General features: G+C 37.4%; 17 protein-coding genes and 6 tRNA genes. 13 read left to right on the top strand and 10 right to left on the bottom strand.

Features of this window, described 5'->3' with window-relative positions; genetic code table 11:
• Positions 1-53: 53 nt before the first annotated feature.
• The gene (locus L656_RS0121585) at positions 54-1367 is read right to left on the bottom strand and encodes a peptidoglycan DD-metalloendopeptidase family protein (RefSeq protein ID WP_024600761.1); all 1314 of its coding nucleotides are present in this window, start codon (positions 1365-1367) and stop codon (positions 54-56) included.
• Positions 1368-1678: 311 nt separating this feature from the next.
• Between L656_RS0121585 and tyrS the strand changes: the two genes are divergently transcribed.
• Positions 1679-2878, top strand: a complete 1200-nt coding sequence (gene tyrS, locus L656_RS0121580) for a tyrosine--tRNA ligase (RefSeq protein ID WP_024600760.1) — start codon at positions 1679-1681, stop codon at positions 2876-2878.
• A gap of 94 nt (positions 2879-2972) precedes the next feature.
• On the opposite strand, the gene L656_RS0121575 is transcribed toward tyrS, so the two are convergent.
• From L656_RS0121575 to folE2, 4 genes are all read right to left on the bottom strand, one after another.
• Positions 2973-3917: a cobalamin biosynthesis protein CobD/CbiB gene (locus L656_RS0121575; protein ID WP_024600759.1), complete on the bottom strand. Its 945-nt coding sequence runs from the start codon at positions 3915-3917 to the stop codon at positions 2973-2975.
• On the bottom strand, positions 3918-4625 hold the full coding sequence (gene mtnN / locus L656_RS0121570; RefSeq protein ID WP_024600758.1) for a 5'-methylthioadenosine/S-adenosylhomocysteine nucleosidase: 708 nt from the start codon (positions 4623-4625) through the stop codon (positions 3918-3920).
• A gap of 122 nt (positions 4626-4747) precedes the next feature.
• Positions 4748-5344, bottom strand: a complete 597-nt coding sequence (locus L656_RS0121565) for a DUF2726 domain-containing protein (protein WP_024600757.1) — start codon at positions 5342-5344, stop codon at positions 4748-4750.
• Between the two features lie 114 nt (positions 5345-5458).
• Positions 5459-6379 carry a GTP cyclohydrolase FolE2 gene (gene folE2, locus L656_RS0121560; RefSeq protein WP_024600756.1) on the bottom strand — a complete coding sequence of 307 codons (921 nt, stop codon included), beginning with the start codon at positions 6377-6379 and terminating at the stop codon, positions 5459-5461.
• A 231-nt stretch (positions 6380-6610) separates the two neighbouring features.
• Here folE2 and arcB point away from each other — a divergent pair, with 231 nt between their 5' ends.
• Complete coding sequence (arcB, locus tag L656_RS0121555; protein ID WP_024600755.1) at positions 6611-8929, top strand: aerobic respiration two-component sensor histidine kinase ArcB; 2319 nt, start codon at positions 6611-6613, stop codon at positions 8927-8929.
• A 16-nt stretch (positions 8930-8945) separates the two neighbouring features.
• Here the strand turns inward: arcB and arcA are convergent, their stop codons facing one another.
• The 4 genes from arcA to trmB all read right to left on the bottom strand — a co-directional run bounded on the left by arcA (position 8946) and on the right by trmB (position 13726).
• Positions 8946-9662: a two-component system response regulator ArcA gene (gene arcA, locus L656_RS0121550; RefSeq protein ID WP_002962549.1), complete on the bottom strand. Its 717-nt coding sequence runs from the start codon at positions 9660-9662 to the stop codon at positions 8946-8948.
• A 490-nt stretch (positions 9663-10152) separates the two neighbouring features.
• Complete coding sequence (locus L656_RS0121545) at positions 10153-11757, bottom strand: sensor histidine kinase (protein ID WP_024600754.1); 1605 nt, start codon at positions 11755-11757, stop codon at positions 10153-10155.
• Positions 11758-11908: 151 nt separating this feature from the next.
• Complete coding sequence (locus L656_RS0121540; protein WP_024600753.1) at positions 11909-12934, bottom strand: methyltransferase; 1026 nt, start codon at positions 12932-12934, stop codon at positions 11909-11911.
• A gap of 66 nt (positions 12935-13000) precedes the next feature.
• A complete protein-coding gene (gene trmB, locus L656_RS0121535) occupies positions 13001-13726 on the bottom strand; it encodes a tRNA (guanosine(46)-N7)-methyltransferase TrmB (RefSeq protein WP_024600752.1) in 726 nt (241 codons plus the stop codon).
• Between the two features lie 161 nt (positions 13727-13887).
• On the opposite strand from trmB, the gene mutY reads away from it, so the two are divergent.
• Positions 13888-14949 carry an A/G-specific adenine glycosylase gene (mutY, locus tag L656_RS0121530; protein ID WP_024600751.1) on the top strand — a complete coding sequence of 354 codons (1062 nt, stop codon included), beginning with the start codon at positions 13888-13890 and terminating at the stop codon, positions 14947-14949.
• 35 nt (positions 14950-14984) lie between these two features.
• Positions 14985-15257 (top strand): oxidative damage protection protein, encoded by a 273-nt coding sequence (locus tag L656_RS0121525; RefSeq protein ID WP_024600750.1) that lies wholly within the window; start codon positions 14985-14987, stop codon positions 15255-15257.
• 50 nt (positions 15258-15307) lie between these two features.
• Here the strand turns inward: L656_RS0121525 and L656_RS0121520 are convergent, their stop codons facing one another.
• Complete coding sequence (locus tag L656_RS0121520) at positions 15308-18085, bottom strand: ATP-binding protein (protein WP_024600749.1); 2778 nt, start codon at positions 18083-18085, stop codon at positions 15308-15310.
• A gap of 340 nt (positions 18086-18425) precedes the next feature.
• Between L656_RS0121520 and L656_RS0121515 the strand changes: the two genes are divergently transcribed.
• From L656_RS0121515 to budA, 9 genes are all read left to right on the top strand, one after another.
• Positions 18426-18501, top strand: a tRNA-Phe gene (locus tag L656_RS0121515).
• 71 nt (positions 18502-18572) lie between these two features.
• Positions 18573-18648, top strand: a tRNA-Thr gene (locus L656_RS0121510).
• A gap of 131 nt (positions 18649-18779) precedes the next feature.
• Positions 18780-18855: transfer RNA gene (locus L656_RS0121505), tRNA-Phe, on the top strand.
• A gap of 57 nt (positions 18856-18912) precedes the next feature.
• Positions 18913-18988, top strand: a tRNA-Thr gene (locus L656_RS0121500).
• Positions 18989-19038: 50 nt separating this feature from the next.
• Positions 19039-19114: transfer RNA gene (locus L656_RS0121495), tRNA-Phe, on the top strand.
• A gap of 102 nt (positions 19115-19216) precedes the next feature.
• Positions 19217-19292 (top strand) — tRNA-Thr (locus L656_RS0121490).
• A gap of 553 nt (positions 19293-19845) precedes the next feature.
• Positions 19846-20514 carry an oxygen-insensitive NAD(P)H-dependent nitroreductase NfsB gene (locus tag L656_RS0121485; protein WP_024600748.1) on the top strand — a complete coding sequence of 223 codons (669 nt, stop codon included), beginning with the start codon at positions 19846-19848 and terminating at the stop codon, positions 20512-20514.
• A gap of 56 nt (positions 20515-20570) precedes the next feature.
• The gene (locus L656_RS0121480; protein ID WP_024600747.1) at positions 20571-21203 is read left to right on the top strand and encodes a putative quinol monooxygenase; all 633 of its coding nucleotides are present in this window, start codon (positions 20571-20573) and stop codon (positions 21201-21203) included.
• 120 nt (positions 21204-21323) lie between these two features.
• Positions 21324-22097 (top strand): acetolactate decarboxylase, encoded by a 774-nt coding sequence (budA, locus tag L656_RS0121475; RefSeq protein WP_024600746.1) that lies wholly within the window; start codon positions 21324-21326, stop codon positions 22095-22097.
• The last annotated feature ends 117 nt before the right edge of the window (positions 22098-22214 follow it).

Here is a 22214-nt window from a genome sequence, read left to right as displayed (position 1 = left end):
AAGCCTTTGCAGATTTAACCTGCAAAGGCTTTTTTAATGTTTATTAATAAGCTTTATTTTAGTGCTAACTGTAGCTCGCGATTGCGCTCAAGTTGGGCAATAAAGTTATCTGCAATCGGTTTAAACTTAGCAAGTTCTGAGCGAGGTAATGGCTCTGACTTAGGAAGCTTAACGGTTTTAGGATTACGATGAACGCCATTTACTAAAAACTCATAGTGTAAATGCGCCCCAGTAACACGACCAGTAGAACCTACAGTACCAATTTGTTGGCCCTGTTTAACTTTTTGGCCTGTTTTAACTAGTTTCTTATTTAGGTGTAAGTACTTAGTTACATATTGTGTGCCATGGCTGATAAATACGTAGTTACCGTTGTACTTGCTGTAACCCGCTTTAACTACCTTACCGTTACCTGATGCGACTACTGGTGTGCCAGTGCGTGCTGCAAAGTCGATACCACGGTGCGCTCTAACTTGCCCAGTAACAGGATGAAGTCGCTTAGGATTAAAGCTAGAACTAATATACTTAAAGCTTACAGGTGCACGTAAAAATGCTTTTTTCATGCTACGCCCTTCAGGCGTATAAAAATTGCCGTCGGTATGGCGAATCGCTGCAAAGCGCTGACCTTGGTTTACAAATTCAGCGGCAATAATTTTACCGGTACCAATAAACTCGCCATCAACATAATGAGACTCGTAAATTAAGCCAAATAAATCGCCTTTACGAATATCATTTGCAAAATCAACATCCCAACCAAATATGTCAGCAAAGTTCATTATTTGGCGCTCGCTTAAACCTGCCGCAATTGCTGAAGTCCAAAAGTTATTAGATATTTCGCCGCCAGCGGTTTTAGTTAGCGTTTCAATTTCTTTACTATCGATAGCTGTATCGTAATTACCTTCGTCGTTTAAGGTAACAAATAAAGTATCTGTTTTTGAAATTACATAACGCAGTTGAGCCAAAGAGCCATCTTCAGCAGTAGCAAAACTGAGTACTTCACCTGGATGAATTTTAGTTAGCTTGCGAGTCTCTGCATTAGTGTTAATTAGTTTATGAAGCGTTTGAGCTGAAAAACCAGCACGCTTAAAGATAATTGCTAAATTGTCGCCATTTTTAACTTTATGATCGACAAAGTCGTATTCTGGTAACTTTTCTGCTGCTTGCTCTGAATTTAGCTCAGTTAATTTTTCGTTGTCATCAACTTTAACTTGTAACTCATAGCGCTTACCAATTTCTAGTGCATTTGCACTATTGTCTTTGGATGCAGTGGCTTTTTCAGAAGGAAGAAAGGCTAAGCCAACAATAGCAGAAACCAAACCTAAAATAAGCAATTTGTGTTTTTTGGGGAGCGTGTGAACCACGTGAACCATAACGTGCCTTTTTCTGCTGTCAAGATAATAAATACGTAATATTGCAGGATATACTTAATAATGTGCGAATACTAGTGTTTTGTAGATTTAAACTACGCTAAAATCAGGGGTAGAAAGCCTTTTTTAACGTCCTATCTAACTAAGACTCAATTCATTTAGTTTAGTTGCCCTAATAACTTAAAAAGTTATTTTAATTAGATAGAAATTTGTTATGTTAGCTACATATATATGTTCGGTTTAAACCTTAATAAAAACCGTGATTACAAGTAACTAGTCGCCCTTTCGTAGGCAGAATTTTGGAGTAATACAAAGTGGATTTACAAACCGCTCTAGCAGAGATAAAACGCGGTGCAGAAGAAATATTAATTGAAGACGAACTAGTTGAAAAACTAAAGTCGGGCAAAAAGCTAAAAATAAAAGCAGGCTTTGATCCTACAGCACCTGATTTACACTTAGGGCACACTGTACTAATTAATAAAATGAAAACCTTTCAGGATCTAGGTCATGAGGTTATTTTCTTAATTGGTGACTTTACTGGCATGATTGGCGACCCAACAGGTAAAAACGTAACGCGTAAACCACTTACTCGCGAAGACGTATTAGCCAATGCTGAAACATATAAAGAACAAGTATTCAAAATTCTCGACCCTGCTAAAACCACTGTTGCATTTAACTCTACTTGGATGGAAAAGTTAGGCGCTGCAGGTATGATAAAACTTGCTGCAAACCAAACTGTAGCGCGCATGCTTGAACGTGATGACTTTAAAAAGCGTTATGGCAGCGGTCAACCAATTGCAATTCATGAGTTTTTATACCCTCTGGTACAAGGTTGGGATTCGGTTGCACTAGAGTCTGATGTGGAACTAGGTGGTACTGATCAGCGCTTTAACTTACTAATGGGTCGTGAGCTACAGAAAGTTGAAGGCCAAAGGCCGCAAACAGTATTAATGATGCCATTACTTGAAGGTACTGACGGCGTTCAAAAAATGTCTAAGTCACTTGGTAATTACATTGGTATTACTGATGCGCCAAACGATATGTTTGGTAAAATAATGTCAATTAGTGATGTGCTAATGTGGCGTTATTACGATTTATTAAGCGCGCTTTCTATTGAAGAAATTGCAGCTCAAAAAGAGCGTGTTGAGCAAGGTACTAACCCGCGCGATATTAAAATAGAACTAGCTAAAGAGTTAATTGCTCGTTTTCATAGTGAAGCTGATGCACAAGGTGCACATGATGATTTTATCCAGCGTTTTCAGAAAAAAGCGTTACCAGATGAAATCCCTGAGCTGACAATCACTATTTCAGAAGATACTATTTTAATTGCTAACTTGCTTAAAGAAGCAAATTTAGTAGTTAGTACGTCAGAAGCAATGCGCATGATTAAGCAAGGTGCAGTTAAACTTAACGGTGAAGATAAAATCACTGATACCAAACTTGAAGTAGCGAAAGGTACAACGGCTATTTACCAAGTAGGTAAACGTAAGTTTGCAAACATCACTGTAGCTTAAATACAGTATGAAACTAAAAAACCAGCCTAGGCTGGTTTTTTTGTGCTTGTATTTTGGGTCTGTAAATAGTTACGAGGTAGTCACTAAATAGTCACTAAATCACTTTTAATATTTCAATACTTACAATTACTAACAACCAAAATGCACGGGCCTGATTTAACCTATTAATTATAACAGGCACATCCTCGGGGGTAGGTAGTCTATCAGCACCAATACGCATTTTATTAAAGCGAGTACCCAAATAAACCGCAGGCCCGCCTAGTTGTACTCCAAGTGATGCAGAACATGTACTGAGTAGCCAACCAGTATTAGTTTGATAAAAGTGCCTGCCGTAATGCTTTATGTAGTGCATGCTTTGTTTGCTCGCTCTACTTGCTGCAATGGTTAAAGCCAGCAAGCGCATTGGAATATACTCAATAATAAACAAGAGAATTTTAAGCGGTTTTAAAAAGTAGCTATTTGGGGATATATCACTACGCCAGGCTTGTTGTATTAAAGTAAGTAATCGATAGGCGAGAGCAGCAATAGGGCCAAAGGCTAAAAATATAAATATAACTACGAAATAGTATCGAGCAGTGCGCAGTATTAAACTCTCAATTAATGCTTTAATAATACCAGAAGATGAAAGCCTATTAACTTCACGGGCAAGCAGTGGTTTTAGTAATTCGCGTGCCGTCGATTTTTGATTTTTTTTAGTTAGCTTTGCAATACGGAGCGCTTTTTTATCAATACTCTTACTTTCTAAGCATAAGTATAAAATAAGACCTGCGAGTAATTCAGGGTAAAAAGCAAACTCAAGCAATAACACGACAATAATGAGAATAACACTTAAAATGAGCGTGCTTGCGAGTATAGCTGCTAAATATTGATAGCTTTTAGGTTCTTTGCGTTTGTATATACGCTTGCCAATAGCACTAAAAACCGCGCTTAACGCTGTATTAGGATGATACCAGCTAACAAGAGGAATAAAGCGCTCAGCAAGGAGCGCTAGTATGAAGGCAATAAAGTCCAAGTGGTTTTGAACAATATTGCTAAGCATTTAAAGAGACACTGCAGTTAGCTTTTCTAAAAGTGCAACAACCATTTTAGATGAGTTGATTGATGCTGTTTCTAGGTATTCTTCAAATGATTGTGGTGACTCTTTACCTGCAATATCAGACATTGAGCGAATAACAACAAATGGCGTGTTAAGCGTAAAACACGTTTGTGCAATTGAAGCGCCTTCCATTTCAACGGCAAGCATTGTAGGAAAATCACTGCGTGCTTTATCAATACGTACCGGATCACACATGAAGGTGTCGCCAGTACAAATTAAGCCAACAAGTGTTTTAACATTACTGATTTGTTCGATTGTTTGTTGTGCTGCTTCTACTAATTTTGGGTGAGCTACAAAGCCTGCTGGCATTTGAGGTACTTGGCCAATTTCGTAGCCAAAAGCAGTAACATCTACATCGTGGTGACGTACTTCTGACGAAATTACTACGTCGCCAACACTTAGTGATGGATCGAATCCACCGGCAGAGCCTGTGTTAATTACGCAATCAGGTTTGAAGTTATCAATCAGTAAGGTGGTTGCAATCGTTGATGCTACTTTACCAATACCAGATTGAACAAGTGTTACTGTGTTACCAGCCAATTCACCAGTATAAAAAGTGAAACCTGCTTTAGTTAAAATTTTTGGGTTTTGCATCGCTTCACGTAAAATTTTAACTTCTGGCTCCATTGCGCCAATAATACCAACATTCATAATGTTTAATTCCTGAGTTTGAATCACTTGATTATACGTGAAGTTAGCAATAAAAAACAAAAAAGCGAGCTTGTTTATGAGCTCGCTTTAAATACTTTTTAGGAGAGTATTTAATTTGGTTTTTAAATTTCAGCTAAAGCAGTTGTTTGTGCTTTAGCTTGAGAAGGTGAAAGTACCGCTGGCTTATGTGAGCGATTACGAACAGGGCGCTGCGTTTGTGTTGCTGCAGGCTTACCAAGTTTAAACATAATTGCATCGCGTACTTCAGAAGGACGGTAGCCCGATTTAACTTTCATACGAATATGTGGAATACCCGCAGACTCTAATGCACCGTTTACAAACCAGTCGCGTTGAGCTTTGTGGCCATCTTTATTGGCATTGTTAACTAGGTCAACAGCCGCAACAATAGTAAGTTTTTCTTTGTCGATTAATACAAAGTCGAGTTGCTTATTTTTAGCTTTAGCTAAAGCAGCACGTTTAGATTTAACAGAAAGACCTTGCTTACAGTCAATAACGTCAATTAACTTAACGCGACTAACAACTTTATATTGATCGCCAACAGCTCGTTCTAGAAGATTTAAAAAAGCGCCTTCAACCTGAGTGAAAACAGTTTGCTTGCGGGTAAAAGGATACGGGTTTCCGCCATCGTCATTAAATTTTGACGCAACAACAGAGGCCCCGACAACTAACACTAAGATTAATAATAAAGCGAATTCCATACGGTAACTCCATAACAACAAATTGACACTGCTCAAATAAAGCAATTTACGTGCCTAAAAAGTATGGGTTATAAAATAAATACCGTTTGTTTTAAAAGTAAAACTACGCAGCAATTAAGCTTTGTAGCCACTTTCAATGCCTTTAACCGCAATAGCTACAGCATCGTGTGCATGTAGTGATTCATAATGGTTTATTTGCAGCCAGTAGTCGCTGTAATTACCATCCTCCAGCAATGCTTTTATTTTACGTGCGGCATCTTCACAAAACATAAGGTTTTGACCATTTAAACGGGCAAATTCTTGCTCGTCTTCGCGTTTTACTGCCGCTTGTACAGGCGTTTTAAGTTCTGCTTCAAGGGTATTAATTAGCGTCACAACGTCAAATTCTTGAATATTGCTATCAAGCTTTACTTTTACGTTTGCAATAGAGCGCTGCGAGTGAGGTGTCGCTACAATACCTTGTGTAGTGCCTAGCCACTCGTGGACATCTTTTTGGCTTAAGGTTTCTTGGTTAAACTTTTCGGTAAACGCGTTTTGTATAAGCTGGCGCGCAAGTGCCGCAGAGCATGGGCACGTTGAAGAATAGGTAACATCTACGATTAGCTCGTAGCTAATAATGTTATTTTCAATTGTACTGGTAAGTACAACTGGGTAGCTTTTCCAGCCCGCTTTACCACTTAATAGTGATTTACGGCGTAGCGGTAATTCAAATTTAAATTCAATTTGTGCTTTATCGCTTAGCCCTTCGTGGCTGGTTATAAAGGTATCGAGTGCTTGCGCTATTGTTTGCGGGTTGACTTGCTGCTCAGTTGAAAGCAGGTCAAGTGCCAAAAATAGGCGTGACATATGAATGCCTTTGGCATCTTCTTTATGCAAATTAACAAATGCACGGGCTTTAGCATTTACCGTTACCGGTGATAAGTCTCGCGATTCAAAAATAAATGGCAGTTCAATTTCGCCCATGCCAACCCAGTCTAATTTACCTGTTTGTAAAGCGGGTGCTGTGTCTGCTATATCTGGCATATTGGTTTGCATGTGCGCTACTCGTATTTGGAGATAATAAAGCGGGGCATTTTACACTAAATAATTTATTGCTGAAATGATGAGTTGAGGAGAGAAGCAAAATCAAACATGAAAAATTCTGTTTTTATCGCACAACATGGGTAGTGGTAGGATAAAAATGCTAAAATCTGGAAAAATGGTATGTTTGCGCATACGCATTGCCTTCTTTATATATAAGTACACAGCTAAGAGATAAAATTACGTATGACCGATTATTCTTTGAGCCCTTGGGCTCGGGTACTTTCCAGCTTAATAACGCGATTTGGTGAATTTAAAACAGCAGCTATTTGTTACACTTTATTTTTAACTGTATCTCTTATTTTATCGAGCATGTTTTATTATGTTGCGATAGGCGAATTGAACCTTGTTGATATTTTGGCTGTGGTGTTTTTTACTGCTGTAGTTTCTCCTTTAATTATAAGTGTATTACTTAATTCAATTCGTCAATTAGATGCCTCGTATGCTTATTTAGATAGTGCAACCAAACAAGAAAAGCTATTAAACCAAACCTTAAAAGACAACATTAGCCGTTTAAATATTGAAATTGATGAGCGTAAAATGGCGTTTCATGCCAAGCACCGCGCTATCGAAGAGCTGCGCCGAGAAATTGCTGAGCGTAAAAAAACTCAACAAGAACTTGCTCAACAAAGCATGTTGCAACGCTCAATCGTTGATTCATCTCCCGATTTATTTTATTACCGCGATAACAACGGTGTATTTGCAGGCTGTAATAAAATGTTTGAAGAAGTAATGGGTAAATCAAGCAGCGAACTCATTGGTAAAACGGTTGAGCAAATATTTCCGAGTCATTTTTTAGCTGAAGTTTTGGCAACCGACAAAGAGGTAGAGCAGAGCCATAAAGCACTAACTATAGATGTAGGCTATGAAGTGGACGGTGAAACACGTTGGTTTGAGCTGCGTAAATTACCTTTTATAAATGATGACGGTGACTACATTGGTTTATTGGGTTTTGGTCGTGATATCACTAGCCGTAAAGAAGCAGCTCAAGCACTTGAAACTGCCTATAAAGACAAAGGTAAGTTTATTGCTACGCTGAGCCATGAACTACGTACACCATTGAATGGTATTGTTGGTTTAACGCGTATGCTATTAGATACAGAGCTTAATAAGCAACAGCGTAGTTGGGGCAATACTATTTTTTCGAGTGCTGAAACACTCGGTAATATTTTTAACGATATTATTGATTTAGATAAAATAGATAGAGATCAGCTCGATATAGCAACCAACTCTATAAATGTGTCAGACTTTATAAACGATGTAGTTAACTTTGCGGGTTTAATAGCAGAGCAGAAAGAACTTGAATTTGATATTAAGCGCAATGGCATGCTGGATATTTATGCGCAGCTCGATCCAACTCGACTACGCCAAGTTGTTTGGAACTTAATTAACAACGCAGTTAAGTTTACTCAACAAGGAAAAGTAACACTCGAATGTAGCCGAGAAAATCGTGTAGAAGGCCCATGGTTAGTTATTAAGGTATCGGATACTGGTCAAGGTATTCCACCCGAGCAGCTTGCCCATATATTTGATATGTATTACAAAGCACCGGATTTAAAAGGGACTAACGCGATAGGCTCAGGTATTGGTTTAGCTGTAACCAAGGCACTTGTAAGTGCAATGAAAGGGATAATCACAGTCAATAGTACTGAAGGTGAAGGAAGTTGTTTTACAGTGCAAATACCGCTTAGTTTATGTATTGCACCTACAGAGCAAAGTTATGTTGGCCGAGGCTTGTATATTTTACTAGTGGAAGATGTGCCTCTTAACGCCGAAATTGCTACAAACTTATTAGAGCAACGCGGCCATGAAGTTTTATGGGCTGAAACCGGTGAGGATGCACTTTCGTTTGTTGAAACCGAAGATGATCTCGACTTAGTTCTACTTGATATGCAGTTACCAGATATAAACGGTGACGTGGTTGCTAAGCAAATACGTTCAGATAGCCATTTTGATAAATTACCAATAGTTGCTTTAACAGCTAATGTACGTAGTGCTGAAAAAGAGCTTGAGGGTATATCAATACAAGGTGCGTTGGCTAAACCAATTAACACAGTTAAGCTTGATAAAATGCTGGCTGACTTATTTGGCATTAAGCAAAGTGAATGCTCAGAACCACAACTTAAAGTGAGTGAAGAAGCACTTGAAGGTATTGATGCACACCTATTAGATATTGAAACAATAGAAGACTTTGTAAATTCAATGGGTTTGGTCGTATTTAGGCGCAGTAGTCAGTTATTCGAAAAGCTAAGTCCACAATATCAGCAAGAATTACTTACTTCATTAACTGCCGGTGATAGAGAAGAATATGAATCAGTGGCACATAAACTTAAAGGTGCGGCTGGCTCAGTAGGTCTTAATGATGTGCAGCTTCATGCCAAAGTAATGGAGCATGGTGCAATAGATGAATCTGATGAAGTATTAAAGAAGTGGTTAGATGTTCTAGCAGATAAAATAAATGAAGGACAAAAAGCCCTTCATTTATTTTTACAGCAATTAGAGTGAAACTAATTAGCTCTAATTAAGCGTCAATTTTACCAATGAAACGGTAACCTTCACCATGGATGGTGCTGATTAACTCTGACGTTGAGTTATCACTTTCAAAATGCTTACGAATTCGACGAATAGTAACATCAACAGTACGGTCATTTGCACGAAGCTCACGTCCTGTCATGTGTTTAATTAATTGCTCACGGCTAAAGATACGACCTGGAGAATCAAGCATTAAACGAAGTGCTCTGTACTCACCTTTTGGTAAACGCTTAGCGTCGCCATTTGGAGAAGTAAGACAACGGCTATTTTCATCAAGTTCCCAGCCGTTAAATGTAATAACACCATTTGTTTCTAGTGCTGACTCTTCACCGCCTAAAGCAGTACGAGTAATAAGGTTGCGAGCTCTAATAGTTAATTCACGTGGGTTGAATGGCTTAGTAACGTAGTCATCTGCGCCAATTTCAAGACCTAAAATACGGTCAACATCATTGTCACGACCTGTTAGGAATATAAGGCCCACTTTACGCTTTTGGCGTAATTCACGGGCTAAAATAAGACCGTTTTTACCAGGAAGGTTGATATCCATAACTACAAGATTAACGTCATCGTTATTTGTAAGCTTGTCATGCATATCATCGCCATCAATGGCTTCAATAACTTTGTACCCTTCAGCTTCAAATAAACTAACTAGGTTCAGTCGAGTTACGTCTTCATCTTCTACGATTAGAATGACTGGCGTTTGCATTATTAATTAACCTTTTGGAATATTTTATTTATAAAAAACCGGTGACGAATTTATAACCGATTACTAGAGATTATAGGATTATACCCATTTGTTAACAAGGAAAAAACAAATTGGATAAAAATAAAACAGTAGGGTGTCCAAAGTCTACTAAAAAGGGCCGTGCAAAAACTACTGTTTAATTGATATATACGTGGATGTAGCTATTTGAATCATAAAGTCGAAGCCATTTTCCTTTAATAATTGATACATCATTCAATCAAACAAGGTACTTAAAATAATCAGACTAATTCAAAGCAAAACTATATCACTTTCTAACCTTTCATCAATGTATGTGATACAGCAAAGATAAAAAAGTTCATAAATCGCTTAGTAATATTTATTTAATGTAATTAAATAGTATTACACGCTTATCACATGCCTCATTAATGAGGTCATTAAATGCGAATTCAAGGATAAATTTTAAATATATGTACTTTTTAGTGATCTTTATTTAAGGAATAGTAATTATAAAGCGAGCACCGTGTTTTTCTTCAAGATCAAACATAACTCTTCCGCCGAGAGCCTGTGTTACTAAGTTGTATACTAAGTGCATCCCTAGGCCGCTTGCGCCTTGTCCTCGCTTTGAAGTTACAAAAGGGTCAAAAATTCTATTTTTAATATTTTTATCAACGCCTTGACCATTGTCAGAATAAACGATTGTTAATTTTTTCCCTACCAGTTCTACATCAAAGCGAATTTCATTATTTTCTTTACCTATAAATCCATGGATTACAGAGTTCATAAGTAACTGCTGAAACACCTGCTGTAGAGGTTCGGACTTACTATGAATGGCCAAATCGATCGGGCAGTTAATGATAACGACAGGCTTTTTAGGCAGTAGTTCAGATTGTATTGATATTAAAACATCGCTAATTAATTTATGCACATTAATGTAGGTATTAACACCGTCGTCTTGAATAACGGCGACTTTTTTAAAATTAGAAATAAGGTCAGCGGCACGATTTAAGTTACGATAAATTAAGTCTAAGTTTTCAATACCTTCATCTATAAATCGTTTTAAGTGGTTAGAGGTTAGTTTTTTATCATTAAAGCTTTGTTGTATATCTGCTAGCTTATCTCGTAGTAATGTAGAACCTGTAATACCAAGCCCTATTGGTGTATTCACTTCATGGGCAACACCTGCCACCATTTGCCCTAAAGACGCCATTTTTTCGTTTTCAACAATTTGTGTTTGATACTGGTGCATTCGCTCAAGGGTTGATAATAGCTCTTGATTTGCCTCTCTGAGAGCAATAGTTCGTTGACTTACTTTTTCTTCAAGACTTTGGTTGAGCTGTTTTATTTCTTGTTTATCTTTTTCGTGGCGCTCAAGCTGCTTTTTGGTACGTGCAAGCATGATATTTAAACTATTTGAAAGAGCGGTTATTTCTTTTACATCGGTTCCTGGCGCGCGTGCATCATAGTTATGATTTTTAGATACATCCTGCAATAGCATGCTTAGCTGTTCTATTGGCTTAGCTATACGTCTTTGAACTTTTATAGCAATAAAGTAAACAACTACCAAAATTAATAGCGTTAATAGCACATCTATTAATATTTTCCTTTCAATATAAGTTTCTAAACTTTCCAGACTTCCTCGCATGTATACATAACCGACCAACTGTTCGTTATCGTAAATAGGGCGGGTTAGTTCAATATTATCGCTCGTAATTCGTGGTGTTTTTAGTTCATCAACACTGTCTATTCTTAGCGGTACTGGAGGCGTTTTTTTTGCATTGAAACTAATAAAAAAAACAGGTTTTTTTGATGCTTTTTCTATTGAATAAATATGTATGTTTTTGACAAGAGGGATGTTTTCAAATGACTTGAGGCGTTTTTCTTCTGTTTTTCTATCATCTTCAGCTACTGATTTACCAGCATCAAAAGCTACAATTTCAGAAAGTATGACGAGTTTATTAATGATTAATTGCTTTTGCTCTTTTACGCTTAAATACGTAGAGATCGAAATAGATAGCGACAAGCAAATAGCTGTAATAAGCATAATTAAGTTAATGAGCGCTTTACGAATGCTACTTTGATGAACTTTTTTAGGCATTATTTCATTATCGCCTGAGTTAATTTTAATTATTTAGAATTTTAGTTTAGCAAAGACAGGAGAAAATGAAGGAAAAAAGCTAAATTAATTCTTATATTTATACGAAGGTTAGCTTGAGTACAGTTGGACTCAAGCATTTTAAAAAATAATATTAGCTGCTATATACGGCAAACTTGTTATTTTTAAATACAGTTTGGTAGCTTTCAAATTGCGTTTCTAAAATAGGCGGGTACTTTAGAAAGCTGTTAGCTACAATATTCAGCTTTCCTGCTTTAGTTAAATGCTGTTTTGCATTTGCTAAAAATGTCTCTGCTACTGTGTAGTCGGTTGCAATACCCGTATGAAAAGGTGGATTGCTAATAATTAAATCAAACTTACCGGTAATGCTTTTAAGGCCGTCACTTAATATCGCTTCGCCTTTGATGCTGTTAAGCTTTAGGGTTTGCTGTGTTGCGTAAGTTGCCAGTGCACTTACATCACTACACACAAACTCAAGTGCTGGATTATGCAGCCCTAAAAAGGTTGCTATTAAACCTGCGCCACAACCAAAGTCGAGAACTCTACCTTGCTTAATTGTCGGTGCGTTTTCGAGTAGAACTTTCGTTCCCATATCTAAACTACCGTGATTAAACACCCCAGGGACACTAATAGCTGTAAACTCGGTGTCAGCAACATTAACAACAAACTTTTTATGGTAGGTCGTAATATCAAAATTAGGGTGCTGGGTAATCTCAGCAAATGAGTAAAGAACGCAGTGCTTAGCTGAATCAATTTTGTTACTAAACTCTGCTTTGCCAACTAATTGCTTTTCAATTGATTTAACACCACTTTTATTTTCACCTACCACTAATAGCTCGGCATCATCAGTAATAGCAGCTCGAATATTATCAAGCGCCATTAATAACTCTGGTTTTGATTTAGGATAGTAAAGAATAACTAAATCATAGCCGTTACCAGGTATTGTGTGATTTACGTGGATTTCAATGTCTTTGCTGTTTTTAGCAAACTCACCGTTAGCATGGTTGTAGCTAAATGCAGTTACCTTGCTTTGCGGGTTAAGCTTTTTAAGCTCTGTTAAAAAGCCATCTTGAACAAAGTTGACCACCAAGATAGATTTGCCCGTTAATGCCTCGCTATTACGAAGTAACAGTAAACTTGGGTTGGTTAGTACGCTCATAAATGGCTTTGCCTTACAGTATGTTTAGTTTTATCAAAAATAAAAGTGAGTGCTTAAAGTTACAAATTACTCAGTACGTTCAAACATTAAATCCCACACGCCATGACCTAGGCGATGTCCGCGCTGCTCAAACTTAGTAAGCGGGCGCAAATCTGGACGTGGAACATAATCGTTAGTTTCTGATTGGTTTTTAAAACCAGGAGCTACATTCATTACTTCAAGCATATGCTCTGCATAGTTTTCCCAATCTGTTGCCATATGAAAAACGCCACCCATTTTAAGTTGGGCTCTTAGTTTTTCAACAAACTCAGTTTGTACAATACGGCGTTTGTGATGGCGCTTTTTATGCCAAGGATCAGGGAAAAACAATTGTAGAGTTGTTAAGCTTTCATTAGGTATACAATCTGCAAGTACTTCAACTGCATCGTGTTCAAAAACACGTAAGTTAGTAATGCCTGCTTCATCGGCATCCATTAAACAAGCACCAACGCCTGGGCGGTGTACTTCAATACCAATAAAGTTTAGGTGAGGGGCATTTGTTGCCATTTCGACAAGCGATTTACCCATACCAAAACCAATTTCTACTACTACATCGTTGTTATTGCCAAAAACTTCGCTCAAATCAAGCATACCGTTTTTATGCTCTAGGCCCATTGTTGGCCAGCATTTTTCGATTGCAGCGGCTTGGCCTTTGGTTAATCGACCTTCGCGTTTTACAAAACTGCGAATGGTGCGGATGTATTTACCTTCTTGCTTAGCTTGCTCAAGGTTAGTGTTGCTTGATTCACTCATATTATTGGCCTGACAAAAACAATGTGTTTAAAAATGGTTGCATATTATCCCTGACCGAGCCCGCAATCACAAGTATTAGCTGGTTTTACACGCCCTATAGCTTGATCTTTTTATTAACTACAATAGACTGAGCCGCCATTGAGCATCAGTAAAAGTACAATATGTTGGATTTAAATAAAGAACAGTCTAATTCGTTTTCTAATCAAGTCGTTGATTGGTATCACCTTCATGGGCGTAAAACACTTCCATGGCAGTTGGGTAAAACACCTTATAAAGTGTGGGTGTCTGAGGTGATGCTCCAGCAAACTCAAGTTATTACTGTTATCCCATATTTTGAAAAATTTATGCAAAGCTTTCCAGATATTATTGCTTTAGCTGATGCTGATGAAGATTTAGTACTGCATCACTGGACCGGCTTAGGGTATTACGCTCGTGCGCGTAACTTACACAAAACAGCTAAAATAGTACGTGACAAGTACCAAGGCGAATTTCCGCAAACGCTTGATGAAGTAATGGATTTACCGGGAATAGGGCGCTCTACTGCCGGGGCTGTTTTATCATTGTCGCTTGGGCAGCATCATCCAATTTTAGATGGGAATGTTAAGCGAGTCTTAGCGCGCTACTTTATGATAGAAGGTTGGTACGGTGTTAAAAAAGTCGAAAACCAGCTTTGGCATTTATCAGAGCAATTAACACCTAAAAATAATGTCACCGAATTTAATCAAGCTATGATGGATTTAGGAGCGAGTGTTTGCTCACGCAGTCGCTTTGATTGCGAGGCTTGCCCATTAAATTCAGGTTGTGGTGCCTTTAATGCAGGTAAAGTAAAAGAGTTTCCACATTCTAAACCTAAAAAAGCAGTACCAAAGAAGAGTTGTCATCAGTTAATTGTTCAGTGCGGCGATAAAGTGCTTATGGAAAAACGCCCTAACAGCGGTATTTGGGGAGGACTGTTTGGCTTTTTTGAATTTAATGAGTACGAGGAGCTTCAAACGTTTTTAGCTCAGCAAGGATTAGAAGCCGACTTAGTAGAGCTTGAAGAATTTATTCATGTGTTTTCACATTTTGAGCTGAAGATTAATCCGCATGTACTCAATGTTAAGAAAATTCCTGATGTAGTAAATGACAAACAATTAGTGTGGTATCCGCTTGATCAATCAATAGAGGTTGGCCTAGCAGCGCCAACTAAAAAGTTGGTTAAACAAATTACAGCAATAGTATAGAATAGTCCCATATTTAGCGTTAGAGAGAATCAATCATGGCACGTACAGTATTTTGTCAAAAGTTACAAAAAGAAGCCGAAGGGCTTGGCTTTCAGTTATACCCTGGTGAAATTGGTGAAAAGATTTTTAATAACATCTCTAAAGAAGCGTGGGGTCAGTGGCAGCATAAGCAAACAATGCTTATTAACGAAAAGCATTTAAATATGATGGACCCAGAGCACCGCACATTTTTAGAAGAGCAAATGGTTGGCTTTTTGTTTGAAAATAAAGATGTGGAAATTGAAGGTTATCGACCGCCTGAAAAATAATATTTTAAACATAAAAAAGGGCTAAATAGCCCTTTTTTGTGTGCGGTTATTTAATCACTTAACTCATCTTCTTGCTCAGAGATTTTAATTTGTTCTTTTAAAAATTGAGCTGCCTTAGAGTATTCAATTTCTAACTTATCTCTTAAGTCTATTAATTCATCGGTAGTGAGTTCACCTTTTTTACATTTATCTTCAAATGCACTTGAAAGTTCTGCCACCGTTAGGGCACCAATTGTTTTGGAGATCGATTTTAATTGATGACACCCTTCAATAATCTCATCTAAATCGTTAACCATAACGCCTGAATTAATCCCCTTAATTAGCCCTTGGCTTTGTTCTAAATACATTTTGAAAAAGCGTAACTGTTTAGCTTCGTCACCATTTACATATTTAGCAACTGCTTCCATATCAATAGGTAGCGCCATGGTTTGATGGATAACTACATTTGGGTTTTGGCTTTGCTTATCGCTCCAGCGTTTTAAAGTGTCCTCTAACGCGTTTAGCTCTATAGGTTTGGTAATGAAGTCGTTTATACCTACGGCTAAACAACGCTCTTTTTCGCCTTTAAGTGCGTTTGCTGTTACAGCAATAATGTAAGGCTGCGCATCAATTGATTCTAATAACTCTGCTTCGTTACGGATTTTTTCGACCATATCGTAACCCGACATTTTAGGCATGTGTAAGTCGGTTAAAATAAGTGAGTAATCACCTTTTCTCCACATATCTAAGCCTTCTTCACCGTTGTTTGCTATCTCAACGCCAAAACCTAGTATGTGTAATTGATCGGTTAGCACTTGTTGGTTTAGAAGGTTATCTTCAACAAGTAAAACCAATTTGTTTGATTGACGAGCTTGCTCAACATTTAAATAATTATTAAGTGTTTTGGTTTTTTTAATTTGTTTAGGTGTGTGCAAACCTGCTGCGACTAAAATAGACAGCATAAAGTTAGACTTACATAGAGGAGAGGCATTAATATAAAAAATATTATTATGATTTATAGCCGCTTCATCAAGCTTGCTTAGTACAACAACTTGTTGGTTATAATCCTCTAATGAATAAAATAAGCGTCTTAGCAGCGCGTTTGTTCTATCCATATTGTCTATGCCATCAGCCACCCAAATAATATCTTGCGAATGTTGGTGCTCTTCAATTTCTTCTTCTGTGTGTGCATAAACTATTTTAGCGCCCATAAACGATAAATAACGGTACATTGTTTTTTCACGTTCTAGGTGATTACTAACTACAACAATTTGCTTACCATTTAATGCACCTTTGTGTGCGTACTTAATTCTACCCGATGTGCTAAATGGCAGTTCAACAGTAAACTCACTGCCAATTCCTGTATGGCTAGTTACATGAATAGTACCTAGCATAAGCTCAGTTAAGCTTTTACAAATAGAAAGACCTAAACCTGTCCCTCCATATTCTCGGGTAATCGAATTTTCGGCTTGAATAAACGGGTTAAATATTTCGCGTAGTTGTGCCTGCGACATGCCTTTACCGTTATCAGTTACGCAAAAGCGTAAGGTAAAGTGATCAGTTGTGTTATGCACCACCTCTACTGATATTTTCACATGCCCTTGTGTTTTATCATCAGTGCTCGTAAATTTAATTGCGTTGCTACACAGGTTATAAAGAACCTGACGTACACGTACGCTATCACCGGTAAGATTTATAGGAATATCTGGTGCTATTGCTAGCTCTAAATCAAGCTCACGTTTTTTAGCAACAGATGAAAGCACACGAGCAACTTCTTCTATGGTATCGGTTACTGAAAAGGGGATAGGGTCAATATTTAGCTTTCCAGCCTCAATTTTAGAGAAATCTAAAATATCATCCAAAATACTCAATAACGAGAACGCTGATTCACGAATAATCGTACTTAAGCGATGCTGAGCGCCATCAAGTTCGGTTTGGCGAAGTAAATCAATAGTACCTATAACACCATTCATTGGCGTTCTAATCTCATGACTCATGGTTGCTAAAAACGTTGTTTTAGTCTCGCTTGCTCGCTCTGCTTTTAGTGTTGCTTGCTCAAGCGCTAAAGTACGATTTTGTACTTCGGCCTCTAGACCATTTTGTAATTTATAAAGCTCTTTTTGGGCTGCGTCATTCTCGCTCATTGCAGTTTGTACTTTTTGTAGCAATAAGTTGATGTTTTTTGCTACTACACCTAAACCAATATCAAGTTGTTCATCAACATTACTATTGTAATTAGCATCTTCAGTGATTGTCTGTAACTCTTGAGTAAGAGTGTCAGTACTTTTACGCAAGCGCGTATTAATGTACATATTAAACATTAAAGTAAGTATGAATAATGTAGCAACACTTGCTATCGCAATAATATAAGCAATGACTTGAGAATCTTGAGCGCTCAAAGGAGTGGGTGGTAGGTTTTGCTTAATAATAAGCTCACCAATGGGTTGATCGTTTAACAATAGTAAGTGGTGAAGAATGCCTTGCTCTACTAAATGCTTTTCTGCTTCAATAGAGGCTATAGCAGGCTTACTGCTGCTATACACCAACTGAGTGGCAGATGCTGGATTGAAACGATATAAAGTATATTCAAAGTTATCATCTAATAAAGCCGTTAAATCAAGTAACTGTTTTACTTTACCTTGACCATACATAGTTAATGCATCGACCATAGGTAAGTCTAATCTATCGGCAAGCGTTACGATATTAACAGATGATGCAGGTTGGGCTGTCTTAACTTCAGTTTGTGTATAAAATGAGTGGGCAACAATAGCGAGCGCTGTTACAGCAATATTAATGATTAAAAAAAGTGGCAGTAAGCCTTTTACTGGCGATGAGAATTTACTCTGCATTGATTGTTTCCAATTGATGTGTTTTTACTACGATAAGTCCCTATCGTACGTATCTAAGTTAATCGTAACATTTACAAAAAATAATTCACTACGGTTTTAGTCTGATTTAGTTATATTTATTTATAGTTATAGTCCGATTTGTGGTAAAAATGAACGTTATTAATAAAAAATGTGCTGAGTTGTCTGAAAACCGTTCAAACAGTTATAAAGAATAAAAAAAAAGTTGACTTGTAAGGGCAAAACTCGTTTAATACGCCGCACGCCCAGATAGCTCAGTCGGTAGAGATGAGTGGGAATTGCATTAAAAATCCTTTAGATTTTTAATTAGCACTGTTTAAGTGCCTCGATAGCTCAGTTGGTAGAGCAGAGGATTGAAAATCCTCGTGTCCCTGGTTCGATTCCGGGTCGAGGCACCATTTATTAAAGTAGTGGTGTTTAATCAACAATTTAAACATTATTACGCGTGCCTTAGCACATAGTTTTGTGTGCCGACTTAGCTCAGCTGGTAGAGCAACTGACTTGTAATCAGTAGGTCAACCGTTCGACTCGGTTAGTCGGCACCATTTATTTAAAGTAGTTTGAAAAGAAAGCTGTAATCAGTAGTCTGTTCAAATTACCCGTCGACTCAGTTAGTCGGCACCATTTATTAAGTTAAAGGTTAATTTTATTAATCGGTAACTAGCACAGTTTATGTGCCTCGATAGCTCAGTCGGTAGAGCAGAGGATTGAAAATCCTCGTGTCCGTGGTTCGATTCCGCGTCGAGGCACCATTTACTTTAAGTTCTCAATCTTTAAAATTGAACGTGCCTTAGCACACAGTTTTGTGTGCCGACTTAGCTCAGCTGGTAGAGCAACTGACTTGTAATCAGTAGGTCAACCGTTCGACTCGGTTAGTCGGCACCATTTATTTAAGTTAATTGTAAAGTATCACAATTAATTAGCACAGTTTATGTGCCTCGATAGCTCAGTCGGTAGAGCAGAGGATTGAAAATCCTCGTGTCCGTGGTTCGATTCCGCGTCGAGGCACCATTTATTGAAAAGCCTTGCTTATGCAAGGTTTTTTTATTTTAAGTGCTTTATAAAAGTTCTCAATCTTTAAAATTGAACGTGCATTAGCACACAGTTTTGTGTGCCGACTTAGCTCAGCTGGTAGAGCAACTGACTTGTAATCAGTAGGTCAACCGTTCGACTCGGTTAGTCGGCACCATTTATTTTAGGTAACTTGAAGCAACTGACTTGTAATCAGTAGTCTGTATAAGTTATCCGTTCGACTCGGTTAGTCGGCACCATTTATTTAAAGCCTCGCTTATTGCGGGGCTTTTTTGTTTTCGATTTTAGAATTAAAAATACCCATAGTTAAAAGCGAAACAACTGGCTTGTAATCAGTAGTCTGTACAAGCTATCCGTTCGACTCGGTTAGTCGGCACCATTTATTTAAAGCCTCGCTTATAGCGGGGCTTTTTTGTTTTCGATTTTAGAATTAAAAATACCCATAGTTAAAAGCGAAACAACTGGCTTGTAATCAATAGCCTGTACAAGTTATCCGTTTGACTCGGTTAGTCGGCACCATTTATTTAAAAGCCTCGCTTATAGCGGGGCTTTTTTGTATCTGTAATTTATTCAACGTCATTATGGATAAAATGTTCCATATTAATTGGATTGTTTCTCTCTTTTTCTATTGTCGTATTTTTTGCACAATTACCTCACCGAAAAGCAAGTACCTTTGCTTATGTGTTTTCAACCCAAGATAGGGAAAGTTTATGACTCAAGATATTACTCATTACGCAAAAAATAGACAGTCAGCTAAAGCGTACAATCCAACTAAAAAGATCTCTGCTGACAATATTGAAAAAATTAAAGAGTTACTTAGATTCAGCCCTTCAAGTGTTAACTCACAACCTTGGCATTTTATATTAGCGTCTAGTGACGAAGCTAAAGCTAAAATAGCTAAATCAACAGAGCGCTTATTTCCATTTAACAAAAAATCAATTTTAGATGCATCACATGTACTCGTGTTTGCTAGTAAATTAGATATTGAACAAGACTATTTATTACGTGTTTTAAAGCAAGAAGAAAAAGATGGCCGTTTTGTAGCAGACCCAGTCGTGTTTAAAGAGCGTATGCATGGTGGCCGTAATATGTTTATTAACTTGCACAAACAAGATTTTAAAGACGTACAGCATTGGATGGATAAGCAAGTTTATTTAAACCTTGGCGCATTTTTATTGGGTGTATCTACCTTAGGAATTGATGCAACGCCAATGGAAGGAATTGAAGTTAGCGTACTTGATGAAGAATTTGGTTTACGCGAAAAGGGTTATTCAAGCTTAGTTGTTGTGCCTTTGGGATATAGCGATGATAAAAATGACTTTAATGCCACTCTTCCAAAGTCGCGTTTAGAGTATTCAGAAATTTTAACTGAAGTTTAATTTTTACTTACTGCATTGGCTTAACTGATGCAGCGCTAATCTCTTTGGAGTTAATTATGATCACGCAAATAGTTAAATTTAATATTAAAGACGAATATATCAATCAATTCAAAACGCTGCTTGAAGATGACAAGCAAGGCGGGAAAGCCGAAACTGGATTACTAGAAATGCGCTTATATCAGGATAAAAATGCACCAGGAGTATTTTTTGCCTACGAACGTTTTGAAAACCAAAACGCGGTTAATTACCACGGTGCACAGCCTTATACGCAAGCTCTATTGCAAGCATTGCCTAATATTAGCGTGTCTGCGCCAGAAGCTATGAACTTAAAAGATACAACGCCTGCACCTTTGCATGAGCGCAATCTTAAAACGCCAAATTCACAAGACGATATATTTATTATCTTCTTTATATTCAAAATTAAATTGCAGTATAGAGCACAGCTTTTAACTCAATTTGAAACTCATATTACACAAACGCGTAGTCAAGAAGAGGGCAATCTTATATTTGATTTGTACACTATTGAAGGACAAGACGACACGTTGGCTGTGTATGAGCATTGGCGCAAAGAATCAGACGTGTGGGATATTCACTTTAATCAACCATACGCAATTCAAACTGGCAAATTAATGCATAAAGCGGTAGTAGGCGACCTCGAGCAATATATGAGCTTTGTAACTGAGCTATAAATTACTTTTTGTAATTTATTAAAACGACTTCCCGTCTAGCAAATAGCAGAAGTAACGCTATTTGCTTTTTTTTGGTAGTTAAGCGAAATGCTTAGCGACCTTTTTTATTTTGGAAATAGCATGAAACTATTTTTTATCAGCGTTAGCTTTTTAGCCTTATTTACACTTAACTCAGCGGCTTTGGCAGCTCCAACTGAAAATGCAATAGAACAATATGGTTTTCCGCTTGCGTTAGTTAATCAGGTGTATACAGGCGATATTACACCTACAGAAATGCTAAAAAAAGGTCAATTTGGATTAGGGACTGCCGATAATTTAGATGGAGAGCTTGTTGCGCTCAACGGTGTGGTTTATAAAATAGAAATTGATGGCTCATTAATTAAGGCCCCATCTAATTTAGCAGCGCCTTATATGACAATGTTTAAGTTTAATCCAAAGAAACGTATTACTTTAAAAAATGTGAGTTCGTTGGCGCTATTAGACGAGAAACTTAAAGCAACTATGAGCTCTAAAAATAGTTTTTATGCTTATAAAATCACAGGTACATTTGACTCTTTAAAAATGGCATCTGCACAAAGAGTTAAAAACGACAGTTTGCCGCTTATGGAGTATTTAAAAACGCGAGTTATGTACACTAAGCAAAATATTAAAGGTACTTTAGTGGGGTTATATACACCAGACTACCTAGGCAATATTAGTATTCCGGGGATGCATTTTCACTTTGTATCAAACGATTACAAATTAGGTGGCCACTTAGAAGGGATTAGCTTTGATGAAGTGACTGTTGAAATTGAAGAAATAAATAAAATTAATTTAACCCTTCCTCAAGTTGAAAAATTCAGAGCTATCGAATTAAAACAAGCCTCTGTGCCTGCTGCAAATAAGCATAAGTAATAAGTTTAAAATGCATTAAATGCCAATGTTGGTTAAATACCCCATTGGCATTTTTTATTTTTAGTGTTAAAAATTGCTGATCATTTACTCACTTTTACCGTATAACTGGCTATTATG

Origin of the sequence: Pseudoalteromonas sp. TAE56 (assembly GCF_000497955.1) — a bacterium.
In the GTDB taxonomy this organism is placed as follows: Bacteria; Pseudomonadota; Gammaproteobacteria; order Enterobacterales; family Alteromonadaceae; genus Pseudoalteromonas.
This window is presented reverse-complemented; position numbering and strand designations above follow the sequence as displayed.